General features: G+C 72.4%; 15 protein-coding genes and 1 pseudogene. 13 read left to right on the top strand and 3 right to left on the bottom strand.

Going from position 1 to position 13919, the window contains the following annotated elements; translation table 11 throughout:
* Positions 1 to 200, bottom strand: a pseudogene (locus tag NWP10_RS06395) (hypothetical protein); the annotation flags it as partial.
* Positions 201 to 449: 249 nt separating this feature from the next.
* Between NWP10_RS06395 and paaA the strand changes: the two are divergent.
* The 8 genes from paaA to NWP10_RS06355 all read left to right on the top strand — a co-directional run bounded on the left by paaA (position 450) and on the right by NWP10_RS06355 (position 7782).
* On the top strand, positions 450 to 1454 hold the full coding sequence (paaA, locus tag NWP10_RS06390) for a 1,2-phenylacetyl-CoA epoxidase subunit PaaA (RefSeq protein WP_258300269.1): 1005 nt from the start codon (positions 450 to 452) through the stop codon (positions 1452 to 1454).
* Positions 1455 to 1457: 3 nt separating this feature from the next.
* Positions 1458 to 1760 carry a 1,2-phenylacetyl-CoA epoxidase subunit PaaB gene (paaB, locus tag NWP10_RS06385; RefSeq protein WP_017488081.1) on the top strand — a complete coding sequence of 101 codons (303 nt, stop codon included), beginning with the start codon at positions 1458 to 1460 and terminating at the stop codon, positions 1758 to 1760.
* Complete coding sequence (gene paaC / locus NWP10_RS06380; protein ID WP_258300268.1) at positions 1757 to 2590, top strand: 1,2-phenylacetyl-CoA epoxidase subunit PaaC; 834 nt, start codon at positions 1757 to 1759, stop codon at positions 2588 to 2590. The genes paaB and paaC overlap by 4 nt, the downstream gene beginning before the upstream one ends.
* On the top strand, positions 2587 to 3096 hold the full coding sequence (paaD, locus tag NWP10_RS06375) for a 1,2-phenylacetyl-CoA epoxidase subunit PaaD (protein ID WP_158494016.1): 510 nt from the start codon (positions 2587 to 2589) through the stop codon (positions 3094 to 3096). The genes paaC and paaD overlap by 4 nt, the downstream gene beginning before the upstream one ends.
* A complete protein-coding gene (gene paaE, locus NWP10_RS06370) occupies positions 3096 to 4265 on the top strand; it encodes a 1,2-phenylacetyl-CoA epoxidase subunit PaaE (RefSeq protein ID WP_017488084.1) in 1170 nt (389 codons plus the stop codon). The genes paaD and paaE overlap by 1 nt, the downstream gene beginning before the upstream one ends.
* A gap of 119 nt (positions 4266 to 4384) precedes the next feature.
* The gene (locus NWP10_RS06365; RefSeq protein WP_258300270.1) at positions 4385 to 5170 is read left to right on the top strand and encodes an enoyl-CoA hydratase/isomerase family protein; all 786 of its coding nucleotides are present in this window, start codon (positions 4385 to 4387) and stop codon (positions 5168 to 5170) included.
* A gap of 227 nt (positions 5171 to 5397) precedes the next feature.
* The gene (locus tag NWP10_RS06360) at positions 5398 to 6762 is read left to right on the top strand and encodes an MFS transporter (RefSeq protein ID WP_258300267.1); all 1365 of its coding nucleotides are present in this window, start codon (positions 5398 to 5400) and stop codon (positions 6760 to 6762) included.
* Positions 6763 to 6945: 183 nt separating this feature from the next.
* Positions 6946 to 7782 carry a DUF1206 domain-containing protein gene (locus NWP10_RS06355; RefSeq protein WP_258300266.1) on the top strand — a complete coding sequence of 279 codons (837 nt, stop codon included), beginning with the start codon at positions 6946 to 6948 and terminating at the stop codon, positions 7780 to 7782.
* 65 nt (positions 7783 to 7847) lie between these two features.
* Here NWP10_RS06355 and NWP10_RS06350 read toward each other — a convergent pair whose 3' ends face one another.
* A complete protein-coding gene (locus NWP10_RS06350) occupies positions 7848 to 8063 on the bottom strand; it encodes a hypothetical protein (RefSeq protein WP_258300265.1) in 216 nt (71 codons plus the stop codon).
* Between NWP10_RS06350 and NWP10_RS06345 the strand changes: the two genes are divergently transcribed.
* Positions 8062 to 8673, top strand: a complete 612-nt coding sequence (locus NWP10_RS06345) for a flavin reductase family protein (RefSeq protein WP_258300264.1) — start codon at positions 8062 to 8064, stop codon at positions 8671 to 8673. The two genes, NWP10_RS06350 and NWP10_RS06345, sit on opposite strands and share 2 nt — an antisense overlap.
* A gap of 92 nt (positions 8674 to 8765) precedes the next feature.
* Here the strand turns inward: NWP10_RS06345 and NWP10_RS06340 are convergent, their stop codons facing one another.
* Positions 8766 to 10193: an aldehyde dehydrogenase family protein gene (locus NWP10_RS06340; RefSeq protein WP_258300263.1), complete on the bottom strand. Its 1428-nt coding sequence runs from the start codon at positions 10191 to 10193 to the stop codon at positions 8766 to 8768.
* Positions 10194 to 10459: 266 nt separating this feature from the next.
* On the opposite strand from NWP10_RS06340, the gene NWP10_RS06335 reads away from it, so the two are divergent.
* The 4 genes from NWP10_RS06335 to NWP10_RS06320 all read left to right on the top strand — a co-directional run.
* Positions 10460 to 11680, top strand: a complete 1221-nt coding sequence (locus tag NWP10_RS06335) for a thiolase family protein (RefSeq protein WP_258300262.1) — start codon at positions 10460 to 10462, stop codon at positions 11678 to 11680.
* Between the two features lie 4 nt (positions 11681 to 11684).
* On the top strand, positions 11685 to 12470 hold the full coding sequence (locus tag NWP10_RS06330; RefSeq protein WP_258300261.1) for an enoyl-CoA hydratase/isomerase family protein: 786 nt from the start codon (positions 11685 to 11687) through the stop codon (positions 12468 to 12470).
* Between the two features lie 8 nt (positions 12471 to 12478).
* Positions 12479 to 13363, top strand: a complete 885-nt coding sequence (locus tag NWP10_RS06325) for a 3-hydroxyacyl-CoA dehydrogenase family protein (protein WP_258300260.1) — start codon at positions 12479 to 12481, stop codon at positions 13361 to 13363.
* A 120-nt stretch (positions 13364 to 13483) separates the two neighbouring features.
* A partial coding sequence (locus tag NWP10_RS06320) for an SRPBCC family protein (RefSeq protein WP_258300259.1) occupies positions 13484 to 13919 on the top strand: 436 nt, incomplete at its 3' end.

Below are 13919 nucleotides of genomic sequence, written 5' to 3'. Positions count from 1 at the left end.
TCCCGGGCGGCGGCGGCCAGGCCGGCCAGTGCGCCGCGCAGCGACTCCTGCGCCACGGCCAGCTCGTCGAGGGCGGCCTGGGCGGCGTCCCGGTCCCGGCGGGCGGGGTCCGCCCACGCGAGGAGGCGGGCGGCGTCGTCGTCGAGGCCGGCGGCCTGCAGGGCCGCGGCCAGGTGCTGGGGTCCGATCAGCTGGAGCATGCGGTCACCGTAGGGACGACGCGCGGGCCCGCGGGGCCGCGGCGGCCCGCCCGGGGACGGGCGGGGGCCCGGCGCGGGCTGTGCAGGAGCAGAGGGCGGAGGCGGGCGGATCCGGCCGACGTCGCACAGGGAAGGACGTGTTGACCGGGGTCACACCCTGACCTATCCTGAACGAGCGGTCAGTAATTCGGTGCGCGCCCGCGCACCTTGACCACGGAATCAGCCCGCACTCAGCGTGAGGTGAACCCCATGACGCAGACCAGCTCCACCACCCGCCTGGCCTCCGTCCCGTCCCCCGAGGATGCGGCCGGCCAGGAGAACTTCGATCGCCTGATCGCGGAGGACTCGCGCATCGAGCCCCGCGACTGGATGCCGGAGGCCTACCGCAAGTCCCTGACCCGCCAGGTCTCCCAGCACGCGCACTCCGAGATCATCGGCATGCAGCCCGAGGCCAACTGGATCACCCGCGCGCCCTCCCTGAAGCGCAAGGCGATCCTCATGGCCAAGGTCCAGGACGAGGCCGGACACGGCCTGTACCTGTACTCCGCCGCCGAGACCCTCGGCACCGGCCGCGACGAGCTGAACGACCAGCTGCTCACCGGCCGCGCGAAGTACTCCTCGATCTTCAACTACCCGGCCCGCACCTGGGCGGACATGGGCGCGATCGGCTGGCTCGTCGACGGCGCCGCCATCTGCAACCAGGTGCCGCTGTGCCGCGCCTCCTACGGCCCCTACGGCCGCGCCATGGTGCGCATCTGCAAGGAGGAGTCGTTCCATCAGCGCCAGGGCTGGGAGATCCTCTACGAGCTCTCCCACGGCACCCCGGAGCAGAAGCAGATGGCCCAGGACGCCGTCGACCGCTTCTACGGCCCGGCCCTGCAGATGTTCGGCCCCCCGGACGAGGACTCCCCCAACTCGAAGCAGTCCATGGACTGGAAGGTCAAGCGCTTCTCCAACGACGACCTGCGCCAGCGCTTCGTGGACATGATCGTCCCGCAGGCCGAGGCCCTCGGCCTGACCCTGCCGGACCCGGACCTGAAGTGGAACGAGGAGCGCGGCCACTACGACTTCGGCGAGCTGGACTGGGACGAGTTCATGTCCGTCATCAAGGGCAACGGCCCCATGAACACCCAGCGCATGGCCCGCCGCATCCAGGCCCATGAGGACGGTGCGTGGGTCCGCGACGCCGCCGCCTACGCCCGCCGCCAGGCCGAGCAGCACGCCCCGGCCGAGACCCACCTGATCGGAGCCTGACCCATGAGCGAGAACACCGCCGCATCCAACGCCTGGCCCCTGTGGGAGGTCTTCGTCCGCGCGAACCGCGGCCTCTCCCACGTGCACGCCGGCTCGCTGCACGCCCCGGACGCGTCCCTGGCCCTGCGCAACGCGCGTGACCTGTACACGCGCCGCAACGAGGGCACCTCCGTGTGGGTCGTCCCGGCCGAGGCCATCGCGGCCTCCGACCCGGACTCCAAGGGCGGCTTCTTCGAGTCCCCGCAGGGCAAGTCCTACCGCCACGCCACCTACTACCAGCAGTCCGAGGGGGTGCCGCACCTGTGAGCTTCGCGACCAACGACTCCGCCACGAAGCACTCCGCCGGCGTGGCCATCACCGCCGAGGAGATCGCCTCCGGCGAGCAGAAGGCCTCCGAGGAGACGGCGCGCTACGCCCTGTACCTCGGCGACGACGCCCTCATGCTCGGCCAGCGCCTGTCCTGGTGGATCTCCCGGGCCCCCGAGCTCGAGGAGGACATCGCCCTGGGCAACATCGCCCTGGACCTCGTGGGCCACGCCCGCTTCCTCCTGAGCTATGCGGGCACCGCGTGGGGCAAGTCCGAGGACGAGCTCGCCTACTTCCGCGACGAGGAGGAGTTCCGCTCCGTCCGCCTCGTGGAGGCCGAGAACGGCGACTTCGCCAAGACGATCGCCCGCCAGCTGTACTACTCGTTCTACGCGTTCGAGCTGTACACCCGCCTGAAGGAGTCCACGGACGCCACCCTGGCCGCGATCGCGGACAAGGCGCTCAAGGAGGTCCTATACCACCAGGACCACGCCGCGCTGTGGCTGAACCGCCTGGGCCTGGGCACGGACGAGTCGAAGTTCCGCATGCAGCGGGGCCTGGACGAGCTGTGGCCCTACCTGCCCGAGCTCTTCCATGACGACGAGACCACCCGCCCGCTGGCCGAGCAGGGGATCGCCGTGCTGCCGTCCTCGCTCGAGGAGCCCACGATGTCCCGCATCCGCGAGGCCATCGAGGCCGCCGGCCTGGAGGTCCCGACCACGGGCACCGCCCGCGGCGGCGACCGCTCCGGCGCGATGAGCGAGTACCGCGGGTACATCCTCGCGGAGATGCAGTCCCTGGCCCGCCGTCACCCGGGAGCGTCCTGGTGACCACCGCCAGCGAGCTGCGCCCCGCCGACCCCGCCGACGCACGGGTCTGGGATGCGGCCTCCACCGTGCACGACCCGGAGATCCCCGTGCTGTCCATCGCGGACCTGGGGATCCTCCGGGAGGCACGGGCCGAGGGCGAGAAGGCCGTCGTGGTCATCACGCCCACCTATTCCGGCTGCCCCGCCATGGACACCATCACCACGGACGTCTCCCGGGCGCTCGAGCGCTCCGGGTTCGAGGAGTCCGAGGTCCGCCTGGTGCTCCAGCCGGCGTGGACCACGGACTGGATGACGGACGAGGGCAAGGCCAAGCTCGCCGAGTACGGCATCGCCCCGCCCTCGGCGCGCACCACGGACGGGCCGGTCATGATCGGCATGGCCGTGAAGTGCCCGCGCTGCCACTCCCTGAACACCCGCGAGATCACCCGCTTCGGCTCCACCTCCTGCAAGGCGCTGTACACCTGCCGGGAGTGCCTCGAGCCCTTCGACTACTTCAAGGTGCACTGATGACCGAGACCACCGTCACCCCCGCCACCGGCAAGCGCCGCGCCACGTTCAACACCCTCGAGGTGTCGGAGCTGCGCCGCCTGACCGACGACTCCGTGGAGGTCACCTTCGCGGTGCCCGAGGAGCTCGCCGACGACTACGACTACGTGCCGGGCCAGTACGTGGCCCTGCGCAAGGAGCTGGACGGCCAGGAGGTCCGCCGCTCCTACTCCATCTGCGCGATCCCGAAGCGCGGTGAGATCCGCGTGGCCGTGAAGAAGGACATCGGCGGCAAGTTCTCCACGTGGGCCAACGAGGTCCTCGAGGTGGGCGAGAAGATCGACGTGATGAACCCGCAGGGCGCGTTCACGTCGCGCTCCCACGTCACCTCGCTCAACGACGCCGAGAAGGTGGCGGCGGAGAAGGTCGCGCAGAACAAGAACACGCACCTGGTGGCGTTCGCCGCCGGCTCGGGCATCACCCCGATCATGGCGATCGCGAAGGCAGTGCTGGCCGCCTCGGAGACCTCCCGCTTCGACCTGGTCTACGCCAACCGCTCCGCCATGGACGTGATGTTCGCCGAGGAGATCGGCGACCTCAAGGACAAGTACCCGGCGCGCTTCACCGTGCACCACGTGCTCTCCCGCGAGCAGCGCGTGTCCCCGCTGCTGTCCGGCCGCATCGACGCCGAGAAGCTCACCACCCTGCTGGACCGCGTCATCGACGTGGACGGCACGGACGAGTGGTTCCTCTGCGGCCCGTTCGAGCTGGTCCAGCTGGCCCGCGAGACCCTCTCCGCGCGCGGCGTGGACGAGGACGACGTCCGCTTCGAGCTGTTCACCACCGGCCGCCCGGAGAACCCGCAGGGCCACTCCGGCCGCGTCGTGGAGGCGGACCCCTCGGGCGACAACGTCACCATCGAGTTCAACCTGGACGGACTCTCCGGCAAGGTCGAGTCCCCCAAGTCCGCGCACGAGACGATCCTCAACGCCGCCCTGCGCGTGCGCTCGGACGTCCCCTTCGCCTGCGCCGGCGGCGTGTGCGGCACCTGCCGCGCCAAGGTCACCGACGGCGAGTACGAGATGGACGAGAACTACGCCCTGGAGAAGGACGAGGTGGAGGCCGGCTACGTGCTGACCTGCCAGACCCGCGCCACGTCCGACTCGATCACCGTCGACTACGACGCCTGATCCTCCCCCTGACCGCACCGGCCCGTCGATCCGACGGGCCGGTGCCGTCTCACCCGGGCCCTCCCCGAGCCCGGATCCCCCCTCCCGCTTTCCCCTCCCGAGAGGACTCCGACGTGAGCATGATCGAGATGACGGTCGCCGACGGCGTGGCCGAGGTGCGCCTGAACGCCCCGAAGAAGATGAACTCCCTGGACGAGGCCGCCCTGGCGGACCTGCACAAGGCCTACCGCCGCGCCGCCGCCGGCGTCGAGTCCGGCGAGGTGCGCGCGCTGCTGCTGCACGGCGAGGGCCGCGGCTTCTGCGCCGGGCGCGACATCTCCGCCGTCGACCCGGCCGAGGACGACGCCACCGCCTACCTGCGGGACAAGGTCACCCCCGTGCTGCGGGCCATGTCCGAGATCGGCGTGCCCACCTTCGCCGCCGTGCAGGGCGCCTGCCTGGGCGTGGGCCTGGGCCTGGCGATCGCCACGGACGTGGTCTACGTGGCCGAGGACGCCAAGATCGGCTCGCCGTTCGCCAACCTCGGCGCCACCCTGGACTCGGGCGGCCACTGGCTGTTCACCGAGCGCCTGGGCGCCCACCGCACCCTGGACCTGATCTACACCGCCGAGCTCATCTCCGGCGAGGAGGCCGTGCGCGCGGGCCTGTTCTCCCGCTCCGTCCCCGCGGACGAGCTGCTCGAGTTCACCCGCGCCAAGGCCGCGAAGGCCGCGCAGGGCGCCACCCTGGCGTTCCGCGCCTCCAAGGAGCTGGTCCGTCAGATCCGTGACGAGCGCGTGGGCCTGTGGGAGTCCCTGGACGCCGAGAACATCGCCCAGGGCGACCTCTGCAACACGGCCGACTACGCCGAGGGGTTCGAGGCCTTCCAGGAGAAGCGCCGCCCGGAGTTCACGGGCCGCGGCTGAGCCGCCGCACCCCGCCACCGACGACGGCGCCGCACCCTTCGCGCGGGGGGCGCGGCGCCGTCGTCCCGGCCCGGCCGCGTCACATTCCCGTCATCAGCCCAGATCGTGGCGTGAGTCACAGAGATCGTATACGGTGACGTGTATCACTTCCCGACCGATCGGTCGGGAACCACACCGTCCCGCCGCCGTCTCACGGTCGGCCGCTTCCCCGCATCCCAGGAGCACCCATGAGCCACACCACAGCCGCGCACGGCGCCGAGCACCCCGCTCGCACGCGCGACCGCGCCGAGGAGCGCAAGGTCCTCGCCGGCACCCTCGTCGGCACCACCATCGAGTGGTACGACTTCTTCATCTACGCCCAGGCCGCCGCCCTGGTGTTCGCGCCCCTGTTCTTCGCCCCCATGGGCGAGCAGGGCGCGCAGATCGCCTCGTGGGCCTCGCTGGGCATCTCGTTCCTCGTCCGCCCCCTGGGCGCGATCGTGGCCGGCCACATGGGCGACCGCTTCGGCCGCAAGCTCGTGCTGTCCCTGACCCTGATCGGCATGGGCGCGGCCACCGTGCTCATCGGCCTGCTGCCCACCTACGCCTCCATCGGCATCTGGGCCCCGATCCTCCTCGTGGTCTTCCGCCTGCTGCAGGGCTTCTCGGCCGGCGGCGAGTGGGGCGGCGCGGCGCTGCTCTCCGTGGAGCACGCCCCCCGCGGCAAGCGCGGCCTGTTCGGCTCCGCCCCGCAGATCGGCGTGCCGCTCGGCATGCTCCTGGCCACGGGCGTCCTCTTCGCCGTGCGCGCCTCCATGACCAACGAGCAGTTCCTCGCCTGGGGCTGGCGCATCCCGTTCCTGATCTCCGTGATCCTCATCTTCATCGGCTACATCATCCGCAAGGCCGTGGAGGAGTCCCCGGTGTTCAAGGAGATGCAGCAGCTGAAGAAGGACGAGTCCGCCCCGCTGGGCGAGCTCTTCCGGAACCACACCAAGGAGGTCGTCCTCGCGGCCCTGATCTTCGCCGCCAACAACGCGGTGGGCTACCTGGTGATCGCCTGGTTCTCCAAGTACGGCCAGAAGAACCTGGGCATGGCGCCGAGCGACACCCTGATCGCGGCGCTCGTGGGCGGCTTCGGCTGGTTCATCTTCACCCTGTTCGGCGGCTGGATCTCCGACAAGATCGGCCGCAAGACTGCCTTCGTGGCGGGCTACGCGCTCATCATCGCCTGGGCGTTCCCGATGTTCCAGATGATGAACACCGCCTCGCTGCCGATGTTCGCGGCCGCCCTGTTCATCCTCTCGATCGGCCTCGGCCCGTCCTACGGCCCGCAGTCCGCCATGTACGCCGAGATGTTCCCGGCCCGCGTCCGCTTCTCCGGCGTGTCCATCGGCTACGCGATCGGCGCCATCATCGGCGGCGCGTTCGCCCCGCTGATCGCCGACCTGCTGCTCAACGACGGCGGCTGGGTCCCGGTGGCCTGGTACATGATCATCATCTCCGCGGTCTCCCTCATCGCCGTCCTGTTCGTCCCCAAGGGCATCCAGGACCGCAACCTGCACGACGAGGGCGTCGTCGCCGAGACCGGCACCCGCGAGCCGGTCGCCTGACCGGTCCCGCCCCGCACCACAACGGCGCCGCATCCTTCACGCGAAGGGTGCGGCGCCGTCGTCGTGCCCGGCCCTCCACCCCCGCTCCGGACCCCCACCCCGGACCTCGCTTTCGTGCGGGAAATCGTCGCTACCATCCCAGGATTTCGGGATGGTAGCGACGATTTCCCGAGCGAAAGTGCCGTGGGGCCGGATGCAGGGGCCGTCCCGGGCTCTGGCGTCGCCGAGGCGGCCCAAGAGGCCGCCGACCACCCCTGGCTGGAGCGCGCCGCGCGCGTGGGCTTCGTGGCCAACGGCGTGCTGCACCTGCTGATCGGCCTGCTGGCCCTGCGCGTGGCCGCCGGGGACGAGCAGGAGAGCACGGACACCACCGGCGCGCTGCAGACGCTGACGGGCATGCCCGGGGGCACCGCGGTGATCTGGGCGTGCCTGGTCGGCTGCGCCGCCCTCGCGCTGTGGAACCTCGGCCAGGCGGTGTGGCCCGCCGGCGACGGCGACCGCGCGGACCGCTGGAAGGCCCGTGGCAAGGCCGCCGGGCAGGCCGTGGTCTTCGCGGCGCTCGCCGTGGTCTTCGGCACCTACGCGCTGGGCGGCACCTCCGACTCCGCCAGCGCCACGAGCTCGCTCACCGCGCGGCTGATGGGCCACCCGGCCGGCGTCGTCGTGCTGCTGCTGACGGGCGCGGGGCTCGTGGCCATGGCCGCGTACTACGTGGTCAAGGGCGTCACGCGGCGCTTCCGCAAGGACCTGCGGCACGCCTCGGACCCGCGCGTGGACCGCGCCGTCACGGCGCTCGACACCGTGGGCTACCCGACCAAGGGCCTGGCGCTGCTCACGCTGGGCGTGCTGTTCCTCGTCTCGACGGCGACCGCGGACCCCGAGGACTCCACCGGGCTCGACGGGGCCCTCCAGGGGCTCGCGGCCCAGCCCTTCGGCGAGGCGGCCCTCGGGGTGCTCGCGGTCGGGCTGATGCTCTACGGCGTCTACCTGATGCTGTGCAGCCGCTACGAGGTCATGTGAGGCCCGCCCCGGTCCGCGCCGGGCGCGGGGCCGGGCGCGGGGCCGGCGGCCGGGCCTGAGCCGGACTACGGCGGCGCGCCCGGAGAGGCGCCCGGCCCCGGGCGGAACACGGGGATCGGCCCAGTGACGTCCACCTCGTGGTGGATCTGGCCGTCCAGGGCGCCCTGGTGGTCGCCCATGAAGGCGTCCCCCTCCTCGGGGGCGGGCGCGGGCGCGCTGCGGGGGTCGGTCTCGCGCCCGACGCCCGGCGCGGGGCGCGCGGGCTGGGAGACTGGGGGCATGAGCGCACGCACCGAGTTCGACCCCGCCGCCCTGGGCGACCGCGAGACCACCCTCCTGGTGAAGTCCCTGCTGATCCCCCGCCCGATCGCCTGGGTGGGGACCCTCTCCGCGGACGGCGTGCCCAACCTGGCGCCGCACTCCTTCTTCACCGTGGCCTCGAGCGAGCCGCCGATCGTGCTGATCGGCTCCACCGGCCGCAAGGACACCCTGCGCAACGCTGAGGCCACCGGCGAGTTCACGGTCTCGCTCGTGACGCGTGCGCTGGCCGAGGCCGCCAACCGGACCTCGGCCCCGTTCGCCCCCGAGGTGGACGAGTTCGCCGCCGCGTCCCTGACGCCGGAGCCGAGCGTCGTCGTCGGGCCCCCGCGGGTCGCGGCCTCCCCCGCCGCGCTCGAGTGCCGGCTGCACGAGGTGCACCCCGTGGGCGACAGCTTCCTGCTGATGGGCCGCGTGGTGCACGTCAGCGTGGACACGGACGTGCTCACCACGGACGCCCGCGGCCGCATCCTGCCGGACCCGGACGCCCTGGGGCCCGTCTCCCGGCTCGGCCGCATGGAGTGGGGCGGCCTCGGTGAGGTGTTCGAGCTGGAGCGGCCGAGCGCGGACTGAGCGGCCGCGGGCTGCTCGACGACGGCGCCGCACCCTTCGCGCGAAGGGTGCGGCGCCGTCGTCGTGCCGGGTCGGGGCGTGCGCCCCCGCCGTCAGACGCTGATGGACTTGGCCTCGGCCATCTCCTTCAGGCCCAGCACGCCGAACTCGCGGCCCATGCCGGAGTGCTTGACCCCGCCGAACGGCACGCGCGGGTCGATGGTGCCGTGCTTGTTGATCCACACCGAGCCGGCCTCGAGGCGCATCGCGACCTCCTTGGCGCGCTCCGGATCCGCGCTCCACACGGAGGCGCCGAGGCCGACGTCGAGGCCGTTGGCCCACTCGATCGCCTGCTCGAGGTCCGTGTACCGGACGATCGGCAGCGCCGGGCCGAACTGCTCCTCGGCCACGAGCGGGTTGTCGTTGTCGATATCCGCGACGATCGTGGTCGGGTAGAAGAGCCCGGGGCGCTGCGGGTCCGGGTCGCCGCCGAGCAGCACGCGCCCGCCGCCGTCCTTCGCCGCCTGCACGAGGCGCTCCACGATCTCGTACTGCGCGCGGTTCTGCAGCGGGCCGAGGACGTTCTCCTCCTCCAGGCCCGGGCCCATCGGCATCCGCCGCGCCACGGCCACGAGCTCCTCGCACACCGCGTCGTACAGGGAGTCCGGCACGTAGAGGCGCTTGAGGGCCGCGCAGGTCTGGCCGGTGTTGATGAACGCGCCCCAGAACAGGCCCTCGGCGATCGCCTTCGGGTCGGCGTCGTCCAGGACGATGCCGGCGTCGTTGCCGCCGAGCTCGAGGGTGAGGCGCTTGAGGTCGTCCGCGGCGCCCTTCATGATCGCCTTGCCCGTGGCGGTGGAGCCGGTGAAGGTGATCTTGTCGATGCGCGGGTGCGCGGTGAACGCGCGGCCGAGCGCGCCGTCGCCCGGCAGCACCTGCAGCACGTCCGCCGGGAGCGCCGTGTTCATCACGTGGGCCAGTGCCAGCACGGACAGCGGCGTGTACTCCGAGGGCTTGAGCACGATGGTGTTGCCCATCCGCAGGGCCGGGGCGATCTGCCAGACGGAGATCATCATCGGCCAGTTCCACGGACCGATGCCTCCGACGACGCCCAGCGGCACCCAGTGCACCTCGGAGCGGCCGGACTCGTCGTCCACCACCACCTCGGGCTCCATGGGGAACGACGCGGCCGAACGCGTCCACGCGACGCACCCGCCGACCTCGAACATCGCGTTGGGGCCGTTCTTCACGGGCTTGCCCTGCTCGCGGGAGAGCAGCTCGGCCAGGGCGGCGGCGTTGGCCTCGATCGCGTCCGCGGCGCGGTGCAGGTGCGCCGAGCGCTCCTCGTGGGACAGCTTCGCCCAGTCGCGCTGGGCGGCATGGGCGCGCTCGACGGCGGCATCCAGGTCCTCCGCGGTGCTCTGCGGGGCGCGGCCGACGACCTCGCCGGTGGCGGGGTCGCGGACCTCCACGCCGGCGCCCTCGGGGGCGGAGACGGCGGCGAGCAGCTCGGCGCAGGTCAGGACGGTGTTCTCGGTCATGGTGAGGCCTTCCGTGGGGGGTGGGGACGCGTCGACGGGCCGCCCGGAGATGTGGCGGCCGTCACGCCTCATCCCAGTGAACCCCATCCCGCCGGCCCTGTCCCCCGGATCCGGCCCCGCCCGGCACCGGTGATCGATCCGCCCCGCCCCGTCACACCCCGCCCATCGGTTGACCCGCGTCACACCCGCCCGGGATACTGAATCCTGAACGCACGGTCGGTAATTCGCCGCGCCGTCGTCCGTCGCTGCCGAACCAAGGAGTACCCATGTCCAGCACCCCCTCGCAGGCCCTGCTCGTCAGCGGCAAGCGCACCCCCGTCGGCCGGTACGGCGGTGCGCTCTCCTCCGTCCGCCCCGACGACCTCGCCGCCCTGACCATCAAGGCCGTGATCGAGGACGCCGGCATCGACCCGTCGGTCGTGGACGATGTCATCCTCGGCAACGCCAACGGCGCCGGCGAGGAGAACCGCAACGTCGCCCGCATGGCCTGGCTGCTGGCCGGCTTCCCGGACACCGTCCCGGGCATCACCGTGAACCGCCTCTGTGCCTCGGGCATGTCCGCGATCGGCATCGCCACCGCGATGGTGCGCTCCGGGATGGCCGACGTCGTCGTGGCCGGAGGCGTCGAGTCGATGTCCCGCGCCCCCTGGGTGATGGAGAAGCCGACCACGGCGTTCGCCAAGCCCGGCGCGGCCTTCGACACCGCGATCGGCTGGCGCTTCGTGAACCCGCGCTTCGCGGACGGCGAGTTCGGGGAGAAGTTCACCTTCTCCATGCCGGAGACAGCCGAGGAGGTCGGCGAGGTGGACGGCATCACCCGCGAGGACGCCGACGCTTTCGCCGCCCGCTCGCACGAGCGTGCGCTGGCCGCCATCGAGGCCGGCCGCTTCGCGGACGAGATCGTGCCCGTCGTCGTCAAGGGCCGCAAGGGCGCCGAGACGGTCGTGGACACGGACGAGGGCCCCCGCCCCGGCTCCACCCCCGAGGTGCTCGCCGGCCTGCGCCCGATCATCAAGAAGGACGGCGTGGTCACCGCCGGCAACTCCTCCTCCCTCAACGACGGCGCCTCGGCGATCCTCGTCGTCTCCGAGCGGGCCGCGCAGAAGTACGGCCTGACCCCGCGCGCCCGCGTCGTGGAGTCCACCTCGGCGGGCCTGGCCCCCGAGATCATGGGACTGGGCCCCGTCCCGGCCACCGAGAAGGCCCTCGAGCGCTCCGGCTGGTCCGTGGCGGATCTGGGCGCCGTCGAGCTCAACGAGGCCTTCGCCACCCAGTCGCTGGGCACCATCCGCCGCCTCGGCCTGGACCCGGAGATCGTCAACGCCGACGGCGGCGCGATCGCCCTGGGCCATCCGCTGGGCTCCTCGGGCTCCCGTCTCGTGGTCACGCTGCTCGGTCGGATGGAACGCGAGGGCGCGGACAGGGGCCTGGCCACGATGTGCGTGGGTGTGGGCCAGGGCTCCGCGATGCTCGTCGAGAAGGTCTGAGCAGATGACCGACTTCAGCCACTTCACGGCACTGCGCGTCGAGGAGCGTGAGGACCGCGTCCACGCGCGCATGGACCGCCCGGGCGTGCGCAACGCCATCGACCAGACCATGGTCGACGAGTTCCACGAACTCTGCGCCCATCTCGAACGCGAGCCGAAGATCCTGATCATCTCGGGCACGCAGGTGGAGTCGAAGCGCGAGCCGGGGACGTTCTCCGGCATCTTCGCCTCCGGCGCAGACATCGGACAGCTGCGCGAGCGCCGTCGCGACGACGCCCTGCGCGGCGTGAACTCGCAGGTCTTCGACCGCATCCACCGGCTGCCCATGCCCGTGATCGCGGCGATCGACGGCTTCGCCCTCGGCGGCGGCGCGGAGCTGGCCTACGCGGCCGACTTCCGCATCGCCACCCCGTCCCTGAAGATGGGCCAGCCGGAGACCGGCCTGGGCATCACCGCCGCTGCGGGCGCGCAGTGGCGCCTCAAGGAGCTGGTGGGTGAGCCGGTGGCCCTGGAGCTGCTGCTGGCCGGCCGCATCCTGGACGCCCAGGAGGCGCTCGACCTCAAGCTCGTCACCGAGCTGCACGAGCCGGATGCCCTCGAGGAGGCCGCGCACGCCCTGGCGGACCGCATCGCCAAGCAGGACCCGCTGGCGGTGCGTCTGTCCAAGCGCGTGTTCCACCTGCCGCGCGAGGCCCACCCCCACGTGGACGAGATCGCGCAGGCCATCCTGTTCGAGTCCGAGGCCAAGTTCGAGCGCATGCAGGCGTTCCTGGACCGCAAGAAGAAGTGAGGACTGACATGACCGAGACCCCTGACACCTCCCGCGCGTCATTGCCCGCCGTCGTCGGCGTCCTCGGCGGCGGCCGCATGGGCGGCGGCATCGCCCACGCCTTCCTGACCTCCGGCTCGTCCGAGGTCGTGGTGGTGGAGCGCGACCCGCAGTCCGCCGAGGCCGCGAAGGAGCGCATCGAGTCCGACCTCGCCGCCTCCCTCGAGCGCGGCAAGATCGACGGCAACCTGGACGTGTGGGCGCAGCGCCTGACCGTGTCCGTGGACCGCGCCGACTTCGCCCGCTGCGACCTCGTGGTGGAGGCCGTCTTCGAGGACATGCAGGTCAAGATCGACGCCCTCACCGACGTCGAGTCCCACCTGCGCGAGGACGCGTGGCTGGCCACGAACACCTCCTCCCTGTCCGTGGACGAGATCGCCACGCACCTGCGCCGCCCCGAGCGCTTCTGCGGCCTGCACTACTTCAACCCGGTGCCGGCGTCGAAGCTCGTGGAGGTCGTGATCGGCACCCAGACCGGCGACGAGCTCAAGGCCCTCACCACCGAGTGGGTGCGCGGCCTGGGCAAGACCCCGGTCGTCGTGAAGGACGCCCCCGGCTTCGCCTCGTCGCGCCTGGGCGTGGCGATCGCCCTCGAGGCCATCCGCATGGTCGAGGAGGGTGTGGCCTCCCCCGAGGACATCGACGCCGCCATGGTGCTGGGCTACAAGTTCCCGGTCGGCCCGCTCGCGCTCACGGACATCGTGGGCCTGGACGTGCGCCTGGGCATCGCCGAGTACCTCGAGTCCCAGCTGGGTGAGCGTTTCGCCCCGCCGCAGCTCATGCGGGACATGGTGGCCCGCGGTGAGCTCGGCCGGAAGTCCGGCAAGGGCTTCTTCGACTACAGCAAGGGCTGATCCAGCGCCCCGCGCGGCCTCCCGACGCCGGCCCCTCGCCTCCACGGCGGGGGCCGGCGTCGTCGTGTCGGCGTCGTCCCGGCCTCGCCGCGCACCCCCGGGCCCGGACACACTGGGCCCATGCCCGCCTTCGCCCGCCAGCCCTTCCGGTTCACGCATCGCTGGGCCGTGCCGCGGCCCGCGGCCGAGGTGGCCGCCCTCCTGGCCGACCCGCTGGGCTACCCGACGTGGTGGCCGAGCGTCTCCCGCGCCCGCCGGATCGACGGGGCCGGCCACGACGGCGCCCCGCGCGTCGCGGTGCTGCTGCGCGGGCTCGTCCCGGTGCGCCTCGTGATGGCCCGGGAGCTGGACGACCGCGAGCGCGGGCGCCTGGTCGCCCGCCTGGACGGGGACCTCAGGGGCACCGTGCGGGTGACGGTCCACGACGGCGCGGCGGAGGGCGCGGGCGGCTGCACGGTGGTGTGGGAGCAGGAGGTGGTGCTCGGCGCGGGCCGGCTGCGCGCGGCGGCACGGCTGCCCGGGGCGCGCGCCGCGATGCGGCTCAGCCACGCGTGGG

The organism is Micrococcus sp. HG099, assembly GCF_024723355.1.
Taxonomy (GTDB): Bacteria; Actinomycetota; Actinomycetes; order Actinomycetales; family Micrococcaceae; genus Micrococcus; species Micrococcus endophyticus.
Note: the sequence above shows the minus strand (reverse complement) of the source record. Positions and strands in the feature narration are given on the sequence as shown.

What these genes read in the sequence shown, in the direction of transcription:
- NWP10_RS06345 (WP_258300264.1), top strand. Translation starts at nt 8,062, where the DNA reads ATGAGCGCACGCACCGAGTTCGACCCCGCCGCCCTGGGCGACCGCGAG.
- NWP10_RS06360 (WP_258300267.1), top strand. Translation starts at nt 5,398, where the DNA reads ATGAGCCACACCACAGCCGCGCACGGCGCCGAGCACCCCGCTCGCACG.
- NWP10_RS06325 (WP_258300260.1), top strand. Translation starts at nt 12,479, where the DNA reads ATGACCGAGACCCCTGACACCTCCCGCGCGTCATTGCCCGCCGTCGTC.
- NWP10_RS06340 (WP_258300263.1), bottom strand. Translation starts at nt 10,193, where the DNA reads ATGACCGAGAACACCGTCCTGACCTGCGCCGAGCTGCTCGCCGCCGTC.
- paaE (WP_017488084.1), top strand. Translation starts at nt 3,096, where the DNA reads ATGACCGAGACCACCGTCACCCCCGCCACCGGCAAGCGCCGCGCCACG.
- NWP10_RS06365 (WP_258300270.1), top strand. Translation starts at nt 4,385, where the DNA reads ATGATCGAGATGACGGTCGCCGACGGCGTGGCCGAGGTGCGCCTGAAC.
- paaA (WP_258300269.1), top strand. Translation starts at nt 450, where the DNA reads ATGACGCAGACCAGCTCCACCACCCGCCTGGCCTCCGTCCCGTCCCCC.
- NWP10_RS06350 (WP_258300265.1), bottom strand. Translation starts at nt 8,063, where the DNA reads ATGCCCCCAGTCTCCCAGCCCGCGCGCCCCGCGCCGGGCGTCGGGCGC.
- NWP10_RS06330 (WP_258300261.1), top strand. Translation starts at nt 11,685, where the DNA reads ATGACCGACTTCAGCCACTTCACGGCACTGCGCGTCGAGGAGCGTGAG.
- paaB (WP_017488081.1), top strand. Translation starts at nt 1,458, where the DNA reads ATGAGCGAGAACACCGCCGCATCCAACGCCTGGCCCCTGTGGGAGGTC.
- NWP10_RS06335 (WP_258300262.1), top strand. Translation starts at nt 10,460, where the DNA reads ATGTCCAGCACCCCCTCGCAGGCCCTGCTCGTCAGCGGCAAGCGCACC.